This is a genomic window from Desulfosporosinus sp. Tol-M2, from assembly GCF_059735615.1.
This window is the reverse complement of sequence record NZ_JCAIJG010000194.1, coordinates 1-19,522: the sequence shown is the minus strand read 5'-3', so window position 1 is coordinate 19,522 and position 19,522 is coordinate 1. Positions and strand designations below refer to the sequence as shown.

15 protein-coding genes are annotated in these 19,522 nt (G+C 42.1%); 1 reads left to right on the top strand and 14 read right to left on the bottom strand.

Features of this window, described 5'->3' with window-relative positions; genetic code table 11:
* Positions 1-1,182: DNA recombination protein RmuC (locus AC6I5A_RS14035; protein WP_034617418.1), on the top strand; the 1,182-nt coding region annotated here is incomplete at its 5' end.
* Between the two features lie 8 nt (positions 1,183-1,190).
* On the opposite strand, the gene AC6I5A_RS14030 is transcribed toward AC6I5A_RS14035, so the two are convergent.
* The 14 genes from AC6I5A_RS14030 to AC6I5A_RS13965 form a co-directional block, all read right to left on the bottom strand.
* Complete coding sequence (locus tag AC6I5A_RS14030; RefSeq protein ID WP_497900783.1) at positions 1,191-3,098, bottom strand: LTA synthase family protein; 1,908 nt, start codon at positions 3,096-3,098, stop codon at positions 1,191-1,193.
* A gap of 278 nt (positions 3,099-3,376) precedes the next feature.
* Positions 3,377-4,042 (bottom strand): TMEM165/GDT1 family protein, encoded by a 666-nt coding sequence (locus tag AC6I5A_RS14025; RefSeq protein ID WP_052168123.1) that lies wholly within the window; start codon positions 4,040-4,042, stop codon positions 3,377-3,379.
* A 406-nt stretch (positions 4,043-4,448) separates the two neighbouring features.
* Positions 4,449-6,278 carry a DUF4153 domain-containing protein gene (locus AC6I5A_RS14020; protein WP_052168122.1) on the bottom strand — a complete coding sequence of 610 codons (1,830 nt, stop codon included), beginning with the start codon at positions 6,276-6,278 and terminating at the stop codon, positions 4,449-4,451.
* Between the two features lie 207 nt (positions 6,279-6,485).
* Positions 6,486-7,859: a DUF7125 family protein gene (locus AC6I5A_RS14015; RefSeq protein WP_034617425.1), complete on the bottom strand. Its 1,374-nt coding sequence runs from the start codon at positions 7,857-7,859 to the stop codon at positions 6,486-6,488.
* 27 nt (positions 7,860-7,886) lie between these two features.
* Entirely contained in the window at positions 7,887-8,213 is a 327-nt protein-coding gene (locus AC6I5A_RS14010; RefSeq protein ID WP_034617413.1) for a hypothetical protein, read from the bottom strand.
* Between the two features lie 25 nt (positions 8,214-8,238).
* Complete coding sequence (locus AC6I5A_RS14005) at positions 8,239-10,719, bottom strand: response regulator (RefSeq protein ID WP_052168121.1); 2,481 nt, start codon at positions 10,717-10,719, stop codon at positions 8,239-8,241.
* A gap of 177 nt (positions 10,720-10,896) precedes the next feature.
* Complete coding sequence (locus AC6I5A_RS14000; RefSeq protein WP_497900782.1) at positions 10,897-11,046, bottom strand: hypothetical protein; 150 nt, start codon at positions 11,044-11,046, stop codon at positions 10,897-10,899.
* Between the two features lie 22 nt (positions 11,047-11,068).
* Positions 11,069-11,224 (bottom strand): hypothetical protein, encoded by a 156-nt coding sequence (locus AC6I5A_RS13995; protein WP_497900781.1) that lies wholly within the window; start codon positions 11,222-11,224, stop codon positions 11,069-11,071.
* A gap of 44 nt (positions 11,225-11,268) precedes the next feature.
* Positions 11,269-12,456, bottom strand: a complete 1,188-nt coding sequence (locus AC6I5A_RS13990) for a glucose-1-phosphate adenylyltransferase (RefSeq protein ID WP_052168120.1) — start codon at positions 12,454-12,456, stop codon at positions 11,269-11,271.
* 294 nt (positions 12,457-12,750) lie between these two features.
* Positions 12,751-13,431 (bottom strand): response regulator, encoded by a 681-nt coding sequence (locus AC6I5A_RS13985; RefSeq protein ID WP_497900780.1) that lies wholly within the window; start codon positions 13,429-13,431, stop codon positions 12,751-12,753.
* Positions 13,432-14,048: 617 nt separating this feature from the next.
* Positions 14,049-14,321 carry a hypothetical protein gene (locus AC6I5A_RS13980; RefSeq protein ID WP_034617407.1) on the bottom strand — a complete coding sequence of 91 codons (273 nt, stop codon included), beginning with the start codon at positions 14,319-14,321 and terminating at the stop codon, positions 14,049-14,051.
* Positions 14,322-14,468: 147 nt separating this feature from the next.
* Positions 14,469-16,889 carry a DNA gyrase subunit A gene (gene gyrA / locus AC6I5A_RS13975; RefSeq protein WP_034617404.1) on the bottom strand — a complete coding sequence of 807 codons (2,421 nt, stop codon included), beginning with the start codon at positions 16,887-16,889 and terminating at the stop codon, positions 14,469-14,471.
* Positions 16,890-17,054: 165 nt separating this feature from the next.
* Positions 17,055-17,504 carry a YlbF family regulator gene (locus tag AC6I5A_RS13970; protein ID WP_052168119.1) on the bottom strand — a complete coding sequence of 150 codons (450 nt, stop codon included), beginning with the start codon at positions 17,502-17,504 and terminating at the stop codon, positions 17,055-17,057.
* A gap of 103 nt (positions 17,505-17,607) precedes the next feature.
* Positions 17,608-19,521: a DNA gyrase/topoisomerase IV subunit B gene (locus AC6I5A_RS13965; protein WP_034617401.1), complete on the bottom strand. Its 1,914-nt coding sequence runs from the start codon at positions 19,519-19,521 to the stop codon at positions 17,608-17,610.
* Between the last annotated feature and the right edge of the window lies 1 nt (position 19,522).

Genomic DNA, 19,522 nt, shown 5'->3' with positions numbered 1-19,522 from the left:
CACGAACGACTTGTCAATGATGAAATCTCCAGGAACCGGGAGGAATCCAATTTAAACGCCAGACAAGTCCGCGAAGAGCTTAATCAGTCTGTCCATTCATTTAACGAATCCATTCTGGCGCGTATGACAGAAATCGCCAACCTGCAACGAAACCAATTAGACATTTTCGCCACCCAGTTAAATTCTCTTACCAAAACAAATGATCAGAAATTAGAACAGTTGCGCCGAACAGTGGAAGAACGGCTTCTGCTCATGCAACAGGATAATGGGCGGAAACTGGATCAGATGCGGGCAACTGTCGACGAAAGACTCAACGCGACTCTTGAGCAGCGCTTGGGAGAATCCTTTAAGTTAGTTAGTGAACGCTTAGAGGCGGTGTACAAAGGGCTTGGGGAAATGCAAACCTTGGCTTCCGGTGTCGGAGACTTAAAGAAAGTCCTCACCAATGTAAAAACTCGAGGAATTTGGGGAGAAATTCAGCTGGGAAATCTATTGGAGCAAATCCTGACTCCCGAGCAATATGCCACGAATGTTCTGACCAAAGCCGGAAGCAACGACCGCGTTGAATTTGCCGTCAAGCTCCCTGCCCGGGACGGTCAGGACAGTATTATTTGGCTCCCGATTGACGCAAAATTCCCCATCGAGGATTATGAACGTTTAATAGCCGCCCAGGATCAAGCCAACCTTCCCCGCATTGAAGAACTTGGTAAGTCTCTGGAAAATCGCATTAAGCTGGAGGGAAAAACCATTCGGGACAAATACATTGATCCCCCGCATACCACGGATTTTGGCATCTTATTCTTACCGGTTGAAGGATTGTATGCCGAGGTGTTACGCCGTCCCGGCCTTTGTGAAATCCTCCAACGGGAGTACAAAGTAGTCATAACCGGTCCAACCACGCTTGCTGCCCTTCTAAACAGTCTCCAAATGGGCTTTCGGACCCTGGCTATTGAGAAGCGCTCCAGTGAAGTATGGAGCTTACTTAGCGCCGTGAAAACGGAATTTGGCAAGTTTGTGGAGGTTCTTGAAAAAACGCAAAAGAAACTCCGGGAAGCGAGCAGCACTATCGAAACAGCGACCAGAAAATCCCGAACCATCACCCGAAAGCTTAAAAATGTACAGACTCTCCCGGTCCACGAAGCCGCATTGCTCCTAAATCAAGGATTTGAAAGCGAGGACTAACCTGTAAATCATTTATACCCAGCTTCTTTAAAGTAATTTTTTTGAATGACGAGATCCGCCAGATCAATTCCTTTAATCCGGTTCTCCTGTTCCGTACTATTTTCAGCTTTTCCAACATATTGCTTGTTAGCCAAGACCGCAAAATCCTTTTTGGTATTCAGTAAGTTCCTTCCAAACACTGTATTTTGATAACTATCTTCCATAATACCCATTAGGTAGGCAATCGTCGGCATGATATCAATTTGTCCGCCGGTTATCGTAATTTCTTGTCCGTTCATTCCTTCATGATAGATCATGAGAGGTATCCGTTTACTGTCATCGCGCCACCAGTCTGCCTGAGGTTGAACTTGTTTCACTTCATCGTTATAGTACTTATGCACTCCGGTATGGTCCCCACAGATCACAACCACCGTATTATCCAATACCCCGCTCTGATCGAGAGTACCTAAGAAACTGCCGATTTGTTCATCCGTATAGTTTATACTTTGGAAATAACCACCCAATTTCGTCTTATTTAATTCCTCACTCAGAACCAGCTTCCGGTATTGATCGGGTAGTTCAAAAGGGTTATGGCTTGTTAAGGTAATCATAAAATTATAGAAGGGCTGCTTTTCACTGGCAATGATGGGTGCTATTTGCTTAAAATAACTGCCATCACTGATTCCCAACCCAATTTTTTCGTCCATGTTAAAATCAGTTTCGTCCAGCGTCTTTTCAAAGCCTATGGAAGTCAGGGCCGACATCCAGTTCCAATAAGAACCTTTATCCGGATGAATGGCTAAGGTGCTATACCCCGCTCCCTTCAGAATCTTAGGAAGTGAATTATAGCTATTATTGGGAAAACGGAAAAAGGTGGAACCCGTACGGACGGGATAGACCGAGGTGTTAGTCATTAAGTCAGCATCCGCACTGGAACCATTATAGACTTGTTCATAAAAATTAGAGAAGTAAAGACTGTTTGCCAAAAGCTTATTGAGGTTAGGGGTAATTTCCTGGCCGTTGACCTTTTTGTTGATGACGGAATTCTCCAGTGACTCCACTTGAATGATCAGAAGGTTTTGTCCCTTGTACATACCGCTATACATATTCGTTGGCAGATTTTCTTGCTTTTGTGCAAACCAACTTTTGATTTCTTGGTTCTCCTCGGGAGTAAGTATTTCAGTCCGTTTATTTTCGAAGTAATTATATATGTCAAAGGCATGATATCCCAGCGCGGAGAGGTTAGACATTGTCTGATTTGGTGACCAGGAGACTCTAAACAACATATCTTCCCCTTTTCCGCGCAGATCCAGTTGAACATGTTGATAGTACACATACGAAACGGAAAGTGCAAAAAGAATTAAGAGAGTAGATATGTTCCTTTCCGCCCTAACGTATAACTTTTTATACTTTAGGCCGATCCCCGCTAAAATTAACAGGTCTAAGAAAAATAGGAGATCGACAGGACGCAGCATCGACACGATACTACCGGCAAGATTATCAAGATTCGTTGTTTGACCCAGCAGGTAGGGCGAAAGAAAACAACTGTAACCACGGTAATACATCAAGTCCGCAACAAGTAATAAGGAAAACAAAAAGTTAAAAATCACTAAAAACCCAAATCTGGCTCGTCTCTGAAACAGAAAGGCCAAACTCAGTACTATGACGATCAAGGAGACATAAACAGCCAGTGGCGGCGGCGAACTAAAACTATGAAAAGCCTTAACAAGACTAAAACTGGTAGCGTTATCATTATTAATTAGTCCCAAGAAAAATATGGACTTAGCCAATAGTGTTATGGTCGTGAATATAAATCCGGCGTCTTTAAGCCACACAAACCCCGATGCAATCAGATTCCGTAAACCTGTTAAACACTTCGAGGCATTAGAAATATTTTCTTTTGAATCACACCTTAAATACTTTTTTAGGTTTGGCAAGAATACATCATTCCTTATATTGATAGTGTATTGTAATTATTCTATATTCGACAATAGTTTCAGTTTAACCTTTAATTAATAAAATCTTCAATTAATGCTTTTCCGAGGAAATTTTTCGTATACTGCGGATAATGACTACCAGGAGGACGGCCACGACGATAACCAGAATTCCCTGCATCAGCCGGGAATTCCGCTCGGTCCATGGTCGGGTATCTTTAAACTGATGCTCAGTTGCTGGTCCATATCGATCTCCCCCATCTTTTATTTTTTTTAATCAGTCACTTTCTCTTAATCGCATGACCACCTTTTGGACGGGTGAGAAAATAAATAACACCGGCGACAATAAGGGTTAGAATTGCAGCATTAGGCAAGGTAATATATTCTTTTGGCAGAGAAGTGGCGAGTCCGATATAGCCAAACATAATAAAGATCATCGCCGAGATCCCTTTTACAAGTCTCTCCGAAATCTTTTTTCCCGCCAGTACTCCAACATAAATGCCTAGTCCATCGGCAATCATCATGCCGGTAGTTGTACCCAGCAAGGTAGCAAGTGGGGAAGGGTATTTCGCGGCAAGGGCTATTGTAGCCAACTGGGTTTTATCTCCCATTTCCGCAATAAAGAAAGCAATTGCCACAGTCGTAATAGGGCCAAACTTGGATGGTTTCTTATCTTCGCCGTCAAGAGTATCCCCCCTGATGGTCCATAAACCAAAGAGAATGAACGATGCGGCGGCTATACTTTGGACAAGTTGAAGATCAAAATTGGTGCCCAGGTATGCACCTACCGTCACAGCCAGGGCATGATTCAATATAGTCGCCAGGAATACTCCAATAAGCACTGATTTGGCGGGAAATCGAGTAGCAAAGGCCATCGCGAGCAATTGGGTTTTGTCTCCCATTTCGGCTAGAACCACCATCAGAACAGCTCCCAAAAAAACTAACACTATTTAACCCCTTTCGAAATATCTAAAATAAAAAGCGAGAACCTTAGCACAGTTTTCTGGTACAATAAACTGTGCTAAAGGTCTCGTCTTATTGACTAAATCAATAAGGTAAAGCCAGGTTCTAAATCAGTCTGTTGACTTTACCAGCACATAAAGTGCTTGTTGCACCCTTTTAATATTATGGAATTATTTTAACGTATTAAATTATTACTTGTCAATGTTAGCGGGCTTCAATAAGTGATTACTCCTTGGTGGATTTGCCACAATTTGACTATATTTTGGGCTTGGTCTTGGAGAATGGCACTCCCTTTTCGCCCAATCTGATTATTCCATAGATCGTAGCCGGCTTGAGAACAAGTTGAGCAAGCTTCTCTTTCGGTTTACGGAATTCTGTTACACATACCGGCTAATGAACAATTGGCGCGCCGAATAGGATAAAGAAATCGTAGTCAACTCCGGCTTCAGCACCGGTACCGAAGGTCATATTGATATTCTGCAACAGTACTTTTAGTTTGTAACCGTTGTTTTCCACATTCAAGGTCATCGCTTCCGGAGGAAGCGATTCTTTCGGCGCTTTTCCAATCCCGGACAAGTTACCGGCTAATTCGTAGAGGCCGGTACTCACCAGCTCAGTCCCGGCTGCATCCTTAACCGAAACCCGGACTTCTTGCGGCGTCAGACGCTCAACCGTGAGCTCGTAACTCATATCCCGGATCTGAAACTCATGCTTCGATGTTTCCTCCGCAGGCATTTTCCGGTAGGAACCGATGCCCGTGACAAATATATCGTAGCCACTGATACTGAATGGTTTTTGCATATCCAGACCGGCATAGAAATATTGAGACTCGGGATTGATGGCTTCATAAGCAGTTTCAAAACCAAAAACGCTTTTCATTTTTTCATCCGTTACATAACCATATTTTTGATTATCGTACGTCTTGAAATCTGCCGGCAGCCAGGCCAGATACTGCAGGTAATTGCGGATTCCCAGGTAATTGAGGATGTTGGTGGTTTCCAGCCGCAGTCGCATGGTAACGTCGGCTTTGGGTGTGATTTTGCCCCCGGTCAGCACTCCTTCGGTGGTAAGCATCTGCTCCAGGCGGGTTATCTGAGAATTGCGCGAGACGGTGAAAGCGTCAACAGGCGGGATGACTGAGACGATGGCCAAGCCCGCTCCCAATAAAGCGATAATGAAATTTTTACCGACCGGCTTGAAGCTGAGGACAATCCCACAGATTAACGAATAGATCCCGAATAAGATCACGTAATAGCGCGCTTCCGTCACCCCGTAGGCGTTTAACCGGATATAGACGGAGATCAGCTGCATGATAACCATCAAGATCAACACTTTGGGGAATACTTTGCGATAATAGGCGGCGAATTTATCTTCCAAGTGGCTGGCCAGCACATAGACTATCAGGCCAACTGCCGAGTAGGCCAGGATCATCGGCCCCAGCTGTCCGGAAGGCCATTTGAAAGTGAAGAGGATCTTACCAAAATAGACAATCAAAACCAGGCTGTAAGCGGCGATCAACGGAACTGTGATATAGGAAATCAGGATTTTCAGGACCTGAGGATAACCGGCGGCGTGCTGGGTATAGGCTATATCTTCTTCCGTCTCGGAATTAAAAAGGGGCAGCCGCGAGAGATAGTAGGTGGTGGCAAAGAAAATCCAGATGATGGCCATGGTATAAGTGTATGAATCTTCGTTGACTTTGAAGAGCAGCGCGTCGATGGCAGCGATGATGCTGGAGATGCCGGCAGCCAGGACAGCTGAAAACAGAATTGAGGTGAATGTCGATTTGAAGTGCGTCAGGGCTATGCTGTTAAAATCAGCTTTACCTTTGTATGACGGCACCCAAATGTAAATGCAAAACATGGCAAATACAGCGACAATAGTCCGAGCTCTGACGGCGTAGTCGATACTCGGTGCGGAGGCGATAATCAGATAATAACCGCCAACCAGCAGCGCTGCGACAACATAGACCAACAGCCGCAATTTCTGCAGTCGTTTGAAGCGTTCACAACAAAATTGCGCGGCCACTGTCAGGAACGCACCCAGGCCAAAAGTGAACAAAAGCTTCTGGATAAAGAGGTCTGGGGTGTTATGCAGTGAAATCATGTAGCAGGTAACGATAGTGGCACAGGCCAGGCAGACGACAGTCAGGGGAAAACGCGTAACAGCTTTGATAAATCCTTGGCCGGTGTTGACTATTGCTTTGAAAAAGCGGTTCATAGTGTTCCCTCCTTACATAAGTATTTTGTGCATTGTACCTGTTTGAATTCCTATTTCTTGTAAAGATTTCAATACTCCTTCTCGTCTACTTGTTTCAGCATTTGTTTCCCTACTAAGGATTATAACAGAAAAAAATGCCATTTGAATGGCATTTTTCTTGTATTATGGAGCGATTTCTGAGTGTTGTAATTAAATGATCATAGTATCTTAATGAATTGATACCCCAGTTCCATCGATTATTAATTCTTTTAATCCTGTCGAATGACTACTGCCGCGCATTTTGACGATTCTTAGATATCTGTTTAAATCCTTATCTTCCTCTTTAAAAGTCAAAAGTAATAAATTGTCTGCGACAAAACTGACTCCATGCTTTGTTAGAGCAGATATTGTTGAAGTGGTTTGCATTTCGTGGGTAAGTAAAACGGTAACTCCATGAGACTTAAAATAATCTGTAAGCCCCCAGATATGATCCGTATATTTAATCTTATCACTCATTCCGACTTCAAACGAAGAGATAGAATCAATGATTAATCTCCCGGCACCAACTTTATGAACAAACTTCTGAATTCGATAAACATGTTCATCGACATCCAGCTCAACAGGGGAAACGTAGATTACATGTAACATACCTTGCTCGATATAAGGTCTGATATCTTGACCAATTTGAAGAAAATTATTAATGGTTTGCACAGGATTTTCTTCAAAACTTACAAATACTGTGATAATCCCAGACTTTATACCCGCTAATACGAAGCTTAGAGCCAGCATAGTTTTTCCCGAACCGGAAGGTCCTGTGACTAAGGTAGTTGATGCTTTAGGAATGCCTCCCCCCATGAGCTGATCCAGTTTTGGTATCCCTGAAGAAACTCGCTCCTTATATTGGGCGATATCTTGTGACAATACCGTAGAGGTTAAACGAGGATACACGTTAAATCCATCTTTAGATATCTTAAATACTACCTCACCGTTAGAATGATCGGTTCCCCTCATTTTTAAAACCCGTAAGTATCTCTTCTGATGCTTCTTTTCTTCCGTTCCATAGAGATAAATAATGCCGTCGGTTATCGCACTTTCTGGTCTATTTTCAATATCTCCTTCCGAGTACTCACCCAAAAGAATGGTTGTACAGCCCCAAGCTGTCAATTGAATGGTTAAATCAGTAATAAACTCTCGAAATTTCATCGAATCGGGAATGATATCTGCGAAGGTTTTGATGGTATCTACAAAAACCATTTTCGGTTGGTATTCTTTAAGATAGTTATCAATTAATTTAATAGCTTGCGTCGGGCCCTCTTTACGTAACACACCACCCAAGTCCTTATAAAAAATACTTTTTTGCACTTTATCAATATCAAAGAAACTGAACTCTTGTTGAAATCTCATTATTTTAATTTGCGGTTCCGATAGGGTAGTTAGATACAATGCCTTATCGTCATTTCCTGTATTTTGGAACATTATCTGATGTGCCAAGATTGTTTTTCCTGTTCCTGGTCGTCCAGCCAGCAATATTGTTGAACCCTTTGGTAGTCCTCCGCTTAAGATCTGATCAAATACTATAATACCCGTTGAAATCCTATCCAATTCTACTTCACCCCTTCCAACTAAGACTTAAACTGCTACATCTTCAACAATGAAATTAGCCCGCACTTGGGTTAGTTGTTTTACCACTTCTTTTCCAACCAGCTGGACCAAAGTGTCGATAATATTATTCAGGAACTCCGTAAGAACAAGAATTGCACGATCGGGTTCGATTTTGGATAACTCTTGTACGTCAACCCCATCCTCTGAAACCCGAATTAAATTAGCTTCATCATATTTTAGTTCCGTCTTCCACAAGGCACGTTCAAAAATGATCACGAAAACTCGAATACCAATAGTCTGTCCAACTGATTCAAATAAATCATCAATCATCTTTTTACGAAAATTAAAATCCACTCTTCTCCCTCCCTCTCAGTCAGTGCTATTGGTAAAACATCTTTTGCCTTTCCTTGAAAATCCATTCACATGCTTCTTTTTCTTGATCTAGAGCGGCTGCCTCGAGTTTCGAAGCCCAGTCAAAGACCGGAGTTATTTTCAGAGTTCCGGATGATCCTTTTAACTTGTGAGCCAACCCTCCTAATTTTTTAAAATCATCCTGCGCGATAGAGTCTTCAATCTCCTGAAATAGACCCGATAAATTGCATGCGAAGTCTACAAATAATTCCCTGGCATCCTCCAGTAATAATCCAGTGCTTTCAGTAAATGCATCAATATAACTTACCAGAAAATCCAAATGTTCCGCACTCGCTTTGCTGTCCTTTAAGTTGTCTTGGATCATCTGGAACAGAACATCAAAATCAATAGGCTTTTTGATATAATCATCCATGCCTGCTTCGATGCACTTCTCTTTATCACCCTCCATAGCATTGGCCGTCATGGCAATAATGATCGTGTGTTTACTACTGCCTTCCAGTTTCCTTATTTTTTCTGTGGTTTGATACCCATCCATCCCAGGCATCTGACAATCCATAAAAACGATATCATAGTTCTTACTCAGTACAGCTTGATAAGCTTCCAGTCCATTCACCGCCACATCGCAAGTCAAGTTCCGTGTCTTAAGCAATGCTGTGACGGCTTTGCGATTCATTTCATTGTCTTCAACCAAAAGTATCTTGGGTTTCTTATTATATAGATTATTATGAACTTTTTCTTTTGTCCTGATAGGTATAGTTTCTTTTGTATTCTTTAAACCAAGAACGACGGCAATACAATTAAGCAAATCATCTTTTCTAATCGGTTTGCTAAGAAATCCTGAGAAGCCCAGTTGCTTTGCCTCTTTGACATTCACGTTTTGAGCTGCGGAGCTAAGCAGTATCAGTTTAACATCTTTGGCAAATGGAATAGCCGTTAAAGAAGTTGCCAGCTCATAACCACTCATGCTTGGCATTTGGTAGTCTATTAATGCAACATTTATTTTGTCTTTGGTCCTCGCGCAGGAAATGATTGAATTCATTGCCAGACCGGCATCGTTGGCTTCAAATACCTTGCCTCCTATCTCACCAAGATACGAAGCAGCAATTTTCCTATTATTCGCATTCTCATCGACAATAAGAAGATTCACACCGTGCAGATGTTCGAAGGCCAACCTAAGGTCCGAGGCTCTTTTCGTTATCTTCAAACGTATCTCAAAATTAAAGATTGAGCCTTCCCCAAGTACACTTTCAACCTGAATATTACCTCCCATAATTTCAATCAATTCTTTAGATATCACAAGTCCGAGGCCCGTCCCTCCAAAATTTCTGGTTGTTGAGGCATCTGCCTGGATAAAAGATAGGAAAAGCTTTGGAATATCCTCCTGGCTAATTCCGATACCTGTATCTTTGACACCAAACTTGATTAGGCCAATATCATTTTCTATCTCTGTACAATCAACTGTTACAGAAACCTCGCCGCGTTGAGTAAACTTCACTGCGTTACCGACAAGATTGTTTAGTATTTGCCTAAGCCGATGCGGATCGCCCATAACCTCTTCAGGAACGTTAGCATTTATCATCGTATGAAGTACAATGTTTTTTTCAGTAGCTTCCGGTACCAGGAGTGAGATAGCATCCTCAATGGCCGTTCTGATATTAAAACAAGATTTTTCCAGCGTTAGCTTTCCGGCTTCAATCTTTGAAAAATCCAAAATATCATTAATAATGTGCAGCAATGTTTCTGAAGCAGATTTCGCCCCACGTATGAACTCTTTCTGTTCGGCAGACAAGTTTGACATGCGCAATAACTCCAGAAAACCCATTAAGCCATTGATTGGTGTTCTAATCTCATGCGACATATTCGCCAGGAACTGACTCTTCATGATATTTGCTGCTTCAGCTTGTTCTCTGGCAATTTCCAACTCTGCAGTCCGCTTTTCTATCTCTTTGTACTGGTGGGTAAGTTTTTTATTAATAATGACTAATTCTGCTGCCAGTTTCTCTTTTTCTTTGTTATGATAAGCAAGCTCTCTTTGAAAGTCAAGTTCTTTGTTTGCAATAACTAATTCCGCTGCCCGTTTTTCTTTCTCCCCAGCGAGATTTCTAAGTTCATTTAATTGCCATTTTTCCTTGGATATATCAATAAAACTTGTTATTAAATAATTCTTTTCCGGATAATACACATTCACCCTATACGATTTAGTCAAATATTCTGAACCCTGGCCAAATTCATTTTTACCGGCATTTATTACTATCTCACCCTCAAAATTAATCCAACTTAACCCATTATTTTCGCTGCCCTGAAATACATCGGACATTTTCCTGCCAATGATATCGTTCCCTTTTAATCCCGCAAGTTTTTCAAAGGCGACGTTTACTTCAATAAATTCATAGTCACAAGGATTACCGTCTTCATCACAGATTATTCTGTAATATACATATCCCACCGGCGACTCTTGAAACATCTGTTTATAAAAATCATCCTTCAAGTGGTATACCTCCATTTGCTTCCCTAAGGGTTGCTGGCTTACCTGTTTATATTTCAACACCTATCCCTTAAATCCTTTGCAACAAACCGGTTGTTCTCTTAACTAAATACCTCTAACCCCACAGGCACTTGCGGGATTAGAGGTATTTATAGATCCGATACTCATTCTGAGAAATTATTATGGTCTTCCCAAATACTTGTACCAATTCTCGTATTCCCTTTCGAGCTCTATAATAGTTGATTTGTGCCTGGCATGCTTTAAGGCTTCATTAAGAGCACATTTGTCCGCATCACGGAGCAGAATTATTCGGATTGGTGCATCACTCATGTCCTTTTCCCCCATATCCAACTTACTCACTAACCTGGCTTGGCCATACTTTACTCGTAATTTGGTCCATAAGCCGTATTGTCAAAAGAACTGTTTTATTTTCGGCTTTCAATTCTTCAATTATAGCTTTAATTATTTTAACTCCTTTTTCATTGTTAAAGGTATAAAGAGATTGCATCTTTAGCCCTCCATTTCTCAATGCATTGAAGAAAAGCGTTGACTCTATGCGATAAACGTTCTGCCGAAGACCTTGACTTCTTCCATTTGTTTATTTTTAGTGATAATCTCGTTATTTCCGGCAACGGTTATGCTTGATGATCGGATAGGGTTATTCACACCGATGGAACAGTAAGCCTTAATTTCCGCGTTTTCTCCAATTACTGAATTGTGTATAAAGCAGTCATGAGAAATCCTACTGTTAGGTAATAATATAGAATTTTCAATTCTGGATTTTTTGCCCACGTAAACCCCCGGAGCAAGAATTGAATTTATGACTTCTCCGTGAATAGTGAAACCGTTACTTATCACGCTGTTTATAACCACGGCATTTGCTCCGATATATTGGTGGCGCAAATTATTTGTATTAGAAAATATTTGTAAATCAAAAATATTAAATTTCGGTTGCGGCTGCAGCAATTCCATATTGGCATTGTAGTAGCTTTCAACGGTTCCGACATCTTTCCAGTATCCATAAAAGTGATAAGAAAATAATTTTTTCTTCTGTTCCAATAGCATTGGAATTACATTTTTTCCGAAGTCATTGTCTGATTGCCTGTCACTTTCATCTTCAGTCAAAGCTCGTCTTAAAACCGGCCAGTTAAAAATATAAATTCCCATAGATGCGAGGTTACTATCAGATTTTGCAGGTTTCTCTGTGAATCTTATAATTTGAGATTTTTCATTGGCGGAAAGAATACCAAAACTTGATGTATCTTCCCAAGGGACTTCAATTACGGAAATCGTGACATCAGCCTTTTTCTCTTTATGGAACTCAAGCATATGAGAATAGTCCATGTTATAAATATGGTCGCCTGACAAAATCAGAACATACTCCGGATCGAAGCGACTGATAAAATCTATATTCTGGTATATAGCATTGGCTGTTCCTTTATACAAACTACTCCCCAGCTCCCTGGCGTAAGAAGGCAACAGATGTATACCTCCGTCAGTGCTATCAAAACCCCAAGCTGAACCGGTTCCAATATACGAATTTAGCAATAATGGTTCATACTGGGTCAAAACACCTACGTTAGAAATATGGGAATTCGCACAATTACTAAGACTAAAATCAATTATTCGATAGTTGCCTCCAAAAGATACTGCTGGTTTGGCTATACCTCGCGTAAGTCCGCCAAGTCTGCTTCCCTTCCCACCGGCCAACAACATTGCGATCATTTCCTTCTTTGACAAAATCATACCCCCTTCTCTTTTATAAAATGCATTTTAAAACAACCTGAAATCATATTATTTGAGTAAATAAGAAGGCTGACTCGATAGTCTTATCCAGTGTACCAAGATGTTCTTTCTTCGATATTTAAGATCTTAAATAAGAAGGCTGACTCGATAGTCTTATCCAGTGTACCAAGATGTTCTTTCTTCGATATTTAAGATCTTAACAAAAAAAAATGCCATTTCTATGACATTTTTCTTATAATATGAAGCTATTCTTTTCACACAAAATCTCTTCTTGATAAGCCTGCTTCTTTAGCAAGGCTTTACACCCAGTTTGTATCCTACCCCGTGTACGGTTCTGATGTAATAGGGATTAGCAATATCTGGCTCAATCTTTTCTCGTAGGCGTTTTACCAGCGAAGTGACGACTGAAGGACTTCCATAATAGTTTGAATCCCAGATTTGGTAAAGGAGCTGTTCTCTGGTAAAGACCTGATCCGGGCGGTTAGACAGCATCCAAAGAAGAGCATATTCCTTGGGGGTCAGATTAACCTCTTTACCTCCAACCTTAGTGATTCTACTGATATTATTAATAGTAAGACCTGGAAGTTCGATGATATTTCGCTCGTTTTCCGGATGATCATGTTCGTTAACCCGGCGCAATACCGCTTTAATGCGTAAGATGAGTTCTGTGCTATCGAACGGCTTGGTTATATAGTCATCACAGCCTAAGATAAGTCCTAAAATCTTATCCTTATTGTCTTCCTTGGCCGTTAGAATAATAATAGGCAGATTACTTTCTTGCCGTATTTTGCGGCAAACTTCAAATCCATCCATCCCTGGCATCATGATATCAAGCAACAGCAGATCGGGGTTGCAATTATGGCACTCTTTGATGACTTCCTCACCTTGTCCAACAAACTTTACACTAAAACCTTCCCGCGTCAATAAGATACGTAGGAATTGCCGGATACTGGCATCATCTTCTGCCACTAAAATAGTTGTTTCGATGATAACGACCTCCCTCCACTGAATATCAGCTTATAATCTCAAACTACCCCTATTGCTCTACATCTTCTAATGAAGTATCAATGATTACTTGTTATAGACCTTACCATTCTTGAATCTTATATAAATATTTTGTATATCCACCGATTCCTTCTTATCTGGTTCAATTAACCATTTGGAATTGTTAAAACTCCCAAATAATATCCTGCTCCCGTCATATTCAACGGCATTGAATTACTCCGGCAATCCATTTTAAGTCTCTGCACACTGCATTCCCCTCAAATCCTTTCCTATTTCTTTTGAGAACGGTTTTGATACGCATCTGTCATAGTCAGAGCGGATATGCCGATCACCCGGCACATTTCTACTTTAACATTTCTACATTATCCCTTCATATCCTCCCACAATAGTAATAATAATCAAAGTAAAACATATAAGGCCAGACCGTCTAAAAATGAGATCTGACCTCATGCGAATATTTGGTTTTCAAGCTTGCTTCCTCCTCAGCATCAAAAGTAATAACCAGGTCCTACATAAATTCCTTCATTTCCTAAATGAAGCCAAAAAGAACTAGCCGATAAGATAAATACTAAACAATCTCTTTATACTTTCAAAGAGATATCTATCGTCTCGAATACTGATCTAAAAGTGTCATTATGGATTATTTGATCAATCATGACTTGTTTCTCCGCCTCAGTGAATTCGTGAAAGATCGGATTTAGATACCATTCGTTTTCTCTCGGATAGTAACGCAAATTGGCTCGAACTGTTTTTTCTGCTTCATCATCTTTTACGACTAGAGTTAACGCGTAATTGTTGAAGTTAGATTTCTTATCAAAACCTGATCCGTTAACCGTTATGTCATATATCTCCATTTATAATCCCTCCACTTTAGCCAATTATTGTTTTATTATGACTGGATCGAGACATATTATTCGGCATTATCTTCGAATCCGTCGGACTAATCAAGTCTTCCGCAATTCTTTCTTTCGGCAAAACATATCGATCCTTTCAAGTAATGACTAGATAATTCTAACCGTGTAATCGTTCAGCAAAACAGGGACCCATTGAGCTCCGGCTTTTGCCCGGGACTCTGCTTTAATGTTCTTCATCTCAATCTGGGTTACGGCACCGCTCCCTTGGATGACGTAAAACAAGTCATCATCGGTACCGCGGGCAACCCCCACGAGAAAACCGGTTCCTACCGGGTCTACCTTACCGATAGCTATTCCTTTTCCGGCCCGGCCTTGGGGTTTGTATTTCTCGAACGAGGTACGTTTTACGAATCCTCGTTCCGTCAACGTCACTAAATCACCTAAAGGATTTTCTTCTGAACTGGTCAGCAGCAACGCATCGACAATCCTATCTTCTTTGCCTAAAGTCATCCCTTTGACACCGCGTGCTTTCCGTCCCATTGGGTTAATTTCCGTTTCCCGGTACCTTATGGCTTGCCCTTGACGTGTGACGAGGAATAATTCCCCAGAGGTTTTGCTCAGGAACACTTTGACCACGGCATCACCCTCTTTAAGCCCCATGGTTTCCGAAGAGCGAGCGTCTGCAAAATTACTTACTGCGCTCCGCATGACCTGTCCATCCTTCGTGACAAATACGAAGAATATGGCATCTGACGCATCTTTGATGGGAATTGTAGAGACTATTTTTTCCCCAAACGCCAAGGGACATAAATTGGTTAGGAGACCTCCTTTATCTTTATTCCCGGCTTCAGGAACAGTTTTTGCCTTAATACAGTAGAATTTGCCTGTATGGGTAAAGAAATAAAGCGTATCCTTATCTGTGCAAGTGATCCTCTCCGCTAAGGTATCTCCATCCTTAAAAGCACAGATTAGAGCATTCCCTTTATTTTTCCTGGTTTGGAAAGGCATCCTTTTAATAAAGCCCTTCGTTGTGAGCATGACTTCAATGAGACTTTCCGGTTCCGCAAAGGAACTTAGATCAAGCTGATCTTTCATTTCCTCAGGCAGAATGAGCGTACGCCGATCATCTCCGTACTTCTCGGCAATGTCTTTGAGTTCTTTCTTGATAATGTCATAAACCTTATGTACATCCGCCAGGATGCTTTCTAACTCCGCAATGAGTTTTAACACGTTGGCATGTTCCTTCTTAATACCGTCCAATTCAAAGTTCGTTAAGTTTTGCAGCCTCATATCTAAAATGGCCTGTGCTTGGCTCTCGGATAGCTCAAAACGGGTAATAAGTGCCGCCTTGGCAATAGAAGGCGTCTTACTGGCCCGGATCAGGGTAATCACTTCATCAAGGTTATTAATGGCGATCACTAATCCTTCCAGAATGTGAGCTTTTAAACGGGCCTTTTCTAAATCAAATTCTGTCCGTTTCGTGACAATGATTCTGCGATGGTTAATAAATGCGGCATTAATCTCTTTAAGCCCCAGGACTTTAGGAGTACCTTCCGCCGTGATGATTAAATTGATAATCCCAAAGGTATCTTCCAGCTGGGTATGTTTATAAATAAGACGTAAAACGTTCTGCGGATCGGCATCTTTACGGCATTCAACGACAAGTCGAATCCCCTCCCGATCGGATTCATCCCTGACCTCGCTGATCCCTTCAATTTTACTCGCAGCGGCTAACGTCTCAATCTTGGCCGCCAGCGTTGATTTATTAACTTGATAAGGAAGCTCGGTGATAATGATTAAGCTTTTACCATTTTTAGCTTGTTCGATTAGCGCCTTACCACGCATCATCACTTTGCCGCGTCCGGTTTGATAGGCATTAAAAATACCCTCTGTGCCGATTATCAGTCCGCCTGTGGGAAAGTCCGGCCCACTCAACTTTTCCATGAGCTCATCGACCGTAATCAGGGGATTATCTATTTGCAGAATCACGCCGTTTACGACTTCCCGCAAATTATGGGGAGGCATATTAGACATCATACCGACAGCAATTCCAGACCCTCCGTTGACTAAGATATTAGGAAAAGGGCTGGGGAGAACGACAGGTTCTTTCAGACGTTGATCATAGTTTGCTTTGAAAAGAACCGTATCCTTCTCGATATCTTGGGTCATCAGTTGGGCTAAATGCGTCATTCTCATTTCCGTGTAACGCATAGCTGCCGCATTATCCCCATCAATTGAGCCGAAATTCCCTTGACCATCCACCATCGGATATCTTGTTGCCCAGGGTTGGGCCATCCGAACCGCTGAATCATAGATCGACGAGTCCCCATGCGGATGGTATTTTCCCATACAGTCTCCTACCAAGCGGGCTGATTTGCTGAATGGCTTATCCGTGTGCATTCCGATTTCGTCCATAGAATAGAGAATTCTGCGCTGAACCGGCTTAAGGCCATCCCTCACATCGGGAACAGCCCGCTGCAAGATAACATGTTTGGAATAACCCAAAAACGCTTCCGGTAAGACATCTTCGAGTGGACGCTGCATAATATGATCTTCCGTAATATTCATCGGGTATTTTCTCCCCCTACTCAACCTATCATCATCTTATCATCCGTTAAGACTATATTCTCCATCAGGGTTCGTCAAGATCAATGGGTTTATTCCTAATGAAGCGAATGCATTTATCAACATTGTAAAGGGAAGGGTTATCTATTTCGCCCTTCCCTTTATATCTTACGACATATAGTCCTCTATCAGCTTCCGCAATTCTTCATCCGTCATCACACCCGCTTGGCTCCTCATCATATCAGTATCATAAGCTTTTTCTCGCGTATCGTCTTGACCGGAGCCGCCTCCTAAAAAGCGGGCAACCGTACTGTCCAGGATGGTTTTCACCCCTTGCAGCATTTCCTTAAATGCATCTTGCGCTGTCGTATAGGCGACAATGGCAGGGTTACGATCCATTAGACTTTCAATTTCATTGAGCTCATTTCTATTGGCAAGCCCGCTTCTTTGTTCACTTTCCGAAAAACGTTGGTAAGCTATCTCTAGTTCCGCAATCAATCGTTGCGCCGACTCGTCGGCTTTCATTGCCTCTTCACAACGTTGTAATTCCGCACCTTCCTGACTTTGGTCAATGGCCGCAGCCAGAAGTTCTGCCTTTTCTCTAATTTCGCTGTTCATCAATTATTCACACACCTCCGAAGATTACATTCAATATGGAACGCAGGATTACTGTAATTTACCCTTCTTATTGTACAACACGGCTGGGCAAGACTCAACCGGTTTACAGATCATCATCCGAAAAGACAATATTCTCCATCAGAAAATTGTGCCGCGGCTCAACCAGTTCACTCATTAGAATTCTGAGCTTCCGCTCGGCTTCCAAGGTATCATCAATTGTGACCTGAATCATGCGTCGGTTAACGGGATTCAGGGTTGTTTCCCAAAGTTGTTCCGGATTCATTTCCCCAAGTCCTTTATAGCGTGAAATCTTAGCTGTTTTCCCTAATTCCTTGAGCTCTTTCTTTAATTCGTGCTCGTTGAAAGCATAGCGTATAATCTTACCCCGTTCCTTCTCAATTTTATACAAAGGAGATTGCGCGATATAGACCCTCCCACTCAAAATCAGCGGCTTCATATATCTGTAGAAAAACGTCAGGAGAAGGCAGCGGATATGCGCTCCGTCAATGTCCGCATCCGTCATAATACAGACACGGGCATAATTCCCCTTCTCTAAATCGAACTCTTTGCCGATCCCCGAGCCAATGGCTGTGATAATGCTCCGTATCTCCTCATTTCCTAAGACCTTATCTATCTTGGCCCGGTAAGTGTTAATGACCTTCCCCCGCAAAGGAAGAATGGCCTGAAAGCGTCGATCTCGCCCCATTTTAGCCGAACCGCCTGCACTATCCCCTTCGACAAGGAAAAGTTCATTACGTGATTTATCTTTCCCGCTGCAGGCCGCAAGTTTGCCGCTAAGAGCCTTAACTTCAGCATCCCGAGCTTTCTTTTTAAGCTCCTTGGCTTTCTTGGCTGCAAGTCTGAGCAGGCAGGTTGTCAACGTCCGATTGATAACGTCTTTGGCTACGGAAGGATTTTGCTCAAAAAATTGACTGATCCCCTCGTTGGTCAGCGATTGTACAATTCCCTCAACTTCCATATTGGAGAGTTTCGTCTTGGTCTGTCCCTCAAATTGAGGATCTTTAACCTTGAGTGATAATACACACGTTAAGCCGTCTTTAAGGTCGTCCCCGATAAGGCTCTCCTCTTTTTTGAAAAGATTATTTTTCCGGCCGTAATTATTAAAGACTTTGGTTAACGCAGTTCGAAAGCCTGACTCATGAGTTCCGCCCTCATCTGTCGGGATATTGTTAACATAAGAGCGCAGCGCTTCATCATCTCCGTCATTGTACTGAATAGCACACTCCAATATTACATCATCTTTTTCCCCTTTAAAGTAGATCGGATTTTTATGTACGGGCGAAACACTTGCTAATTTAATTAAGTGCTCAATAAAACCAATAATCCCATTTTTCGGAGCAAAGGTTTCTGACTTTGTTTCGCCGCGTAGGTCAGTAAGGAGTATGGTTAAGCCGCTATTCAGAAAAGACAGCTCCATTAAGCGACTCCTTAGGGAATCATATCTGAAAACGGTAGTTTCGTTGAAAATGGATGGATCCGGTTTGAAAACCACACTCGTTCCTGTACCTGTAATTTTTTTCTTAATGACTTGCAAATCCGACTTGAGCTGACCCCCGTTTACATACTCAACCCGGTAAAGTTTTCCGCCCCGTTTTATGTCAACTGTTAAATAAACAGACAAGGCGTTGACCACGCTTGCTCCGACGCCATGCAACCCTCCGGAAGTTTTATAGGTATCCCCACCAAACTTACCTCCTGCATGCAACGTTTCGAAAGCTAAGCGCACAGCTGAGATTTTCTTGACAGAATGGATGTCAACCGGAATCCCCCGTCCATTGTCCGCGATCATTATCGAGCCATCAATGTTAATAGTAACTGCGATTTGATCACAAAATCCGGACCCAGCTTCATCGATTGCATTATCGATAATTTCATAGGCAAGGTGGTGAAGCCCTCTGCTCCCGGTGGAACCAATATACATGCCAGGACGTTTGCGGACGGCTTCCAATCCCTCAAGCACCTGGATAGATTCTGCGTTATATCGTGTAGCTGACAAG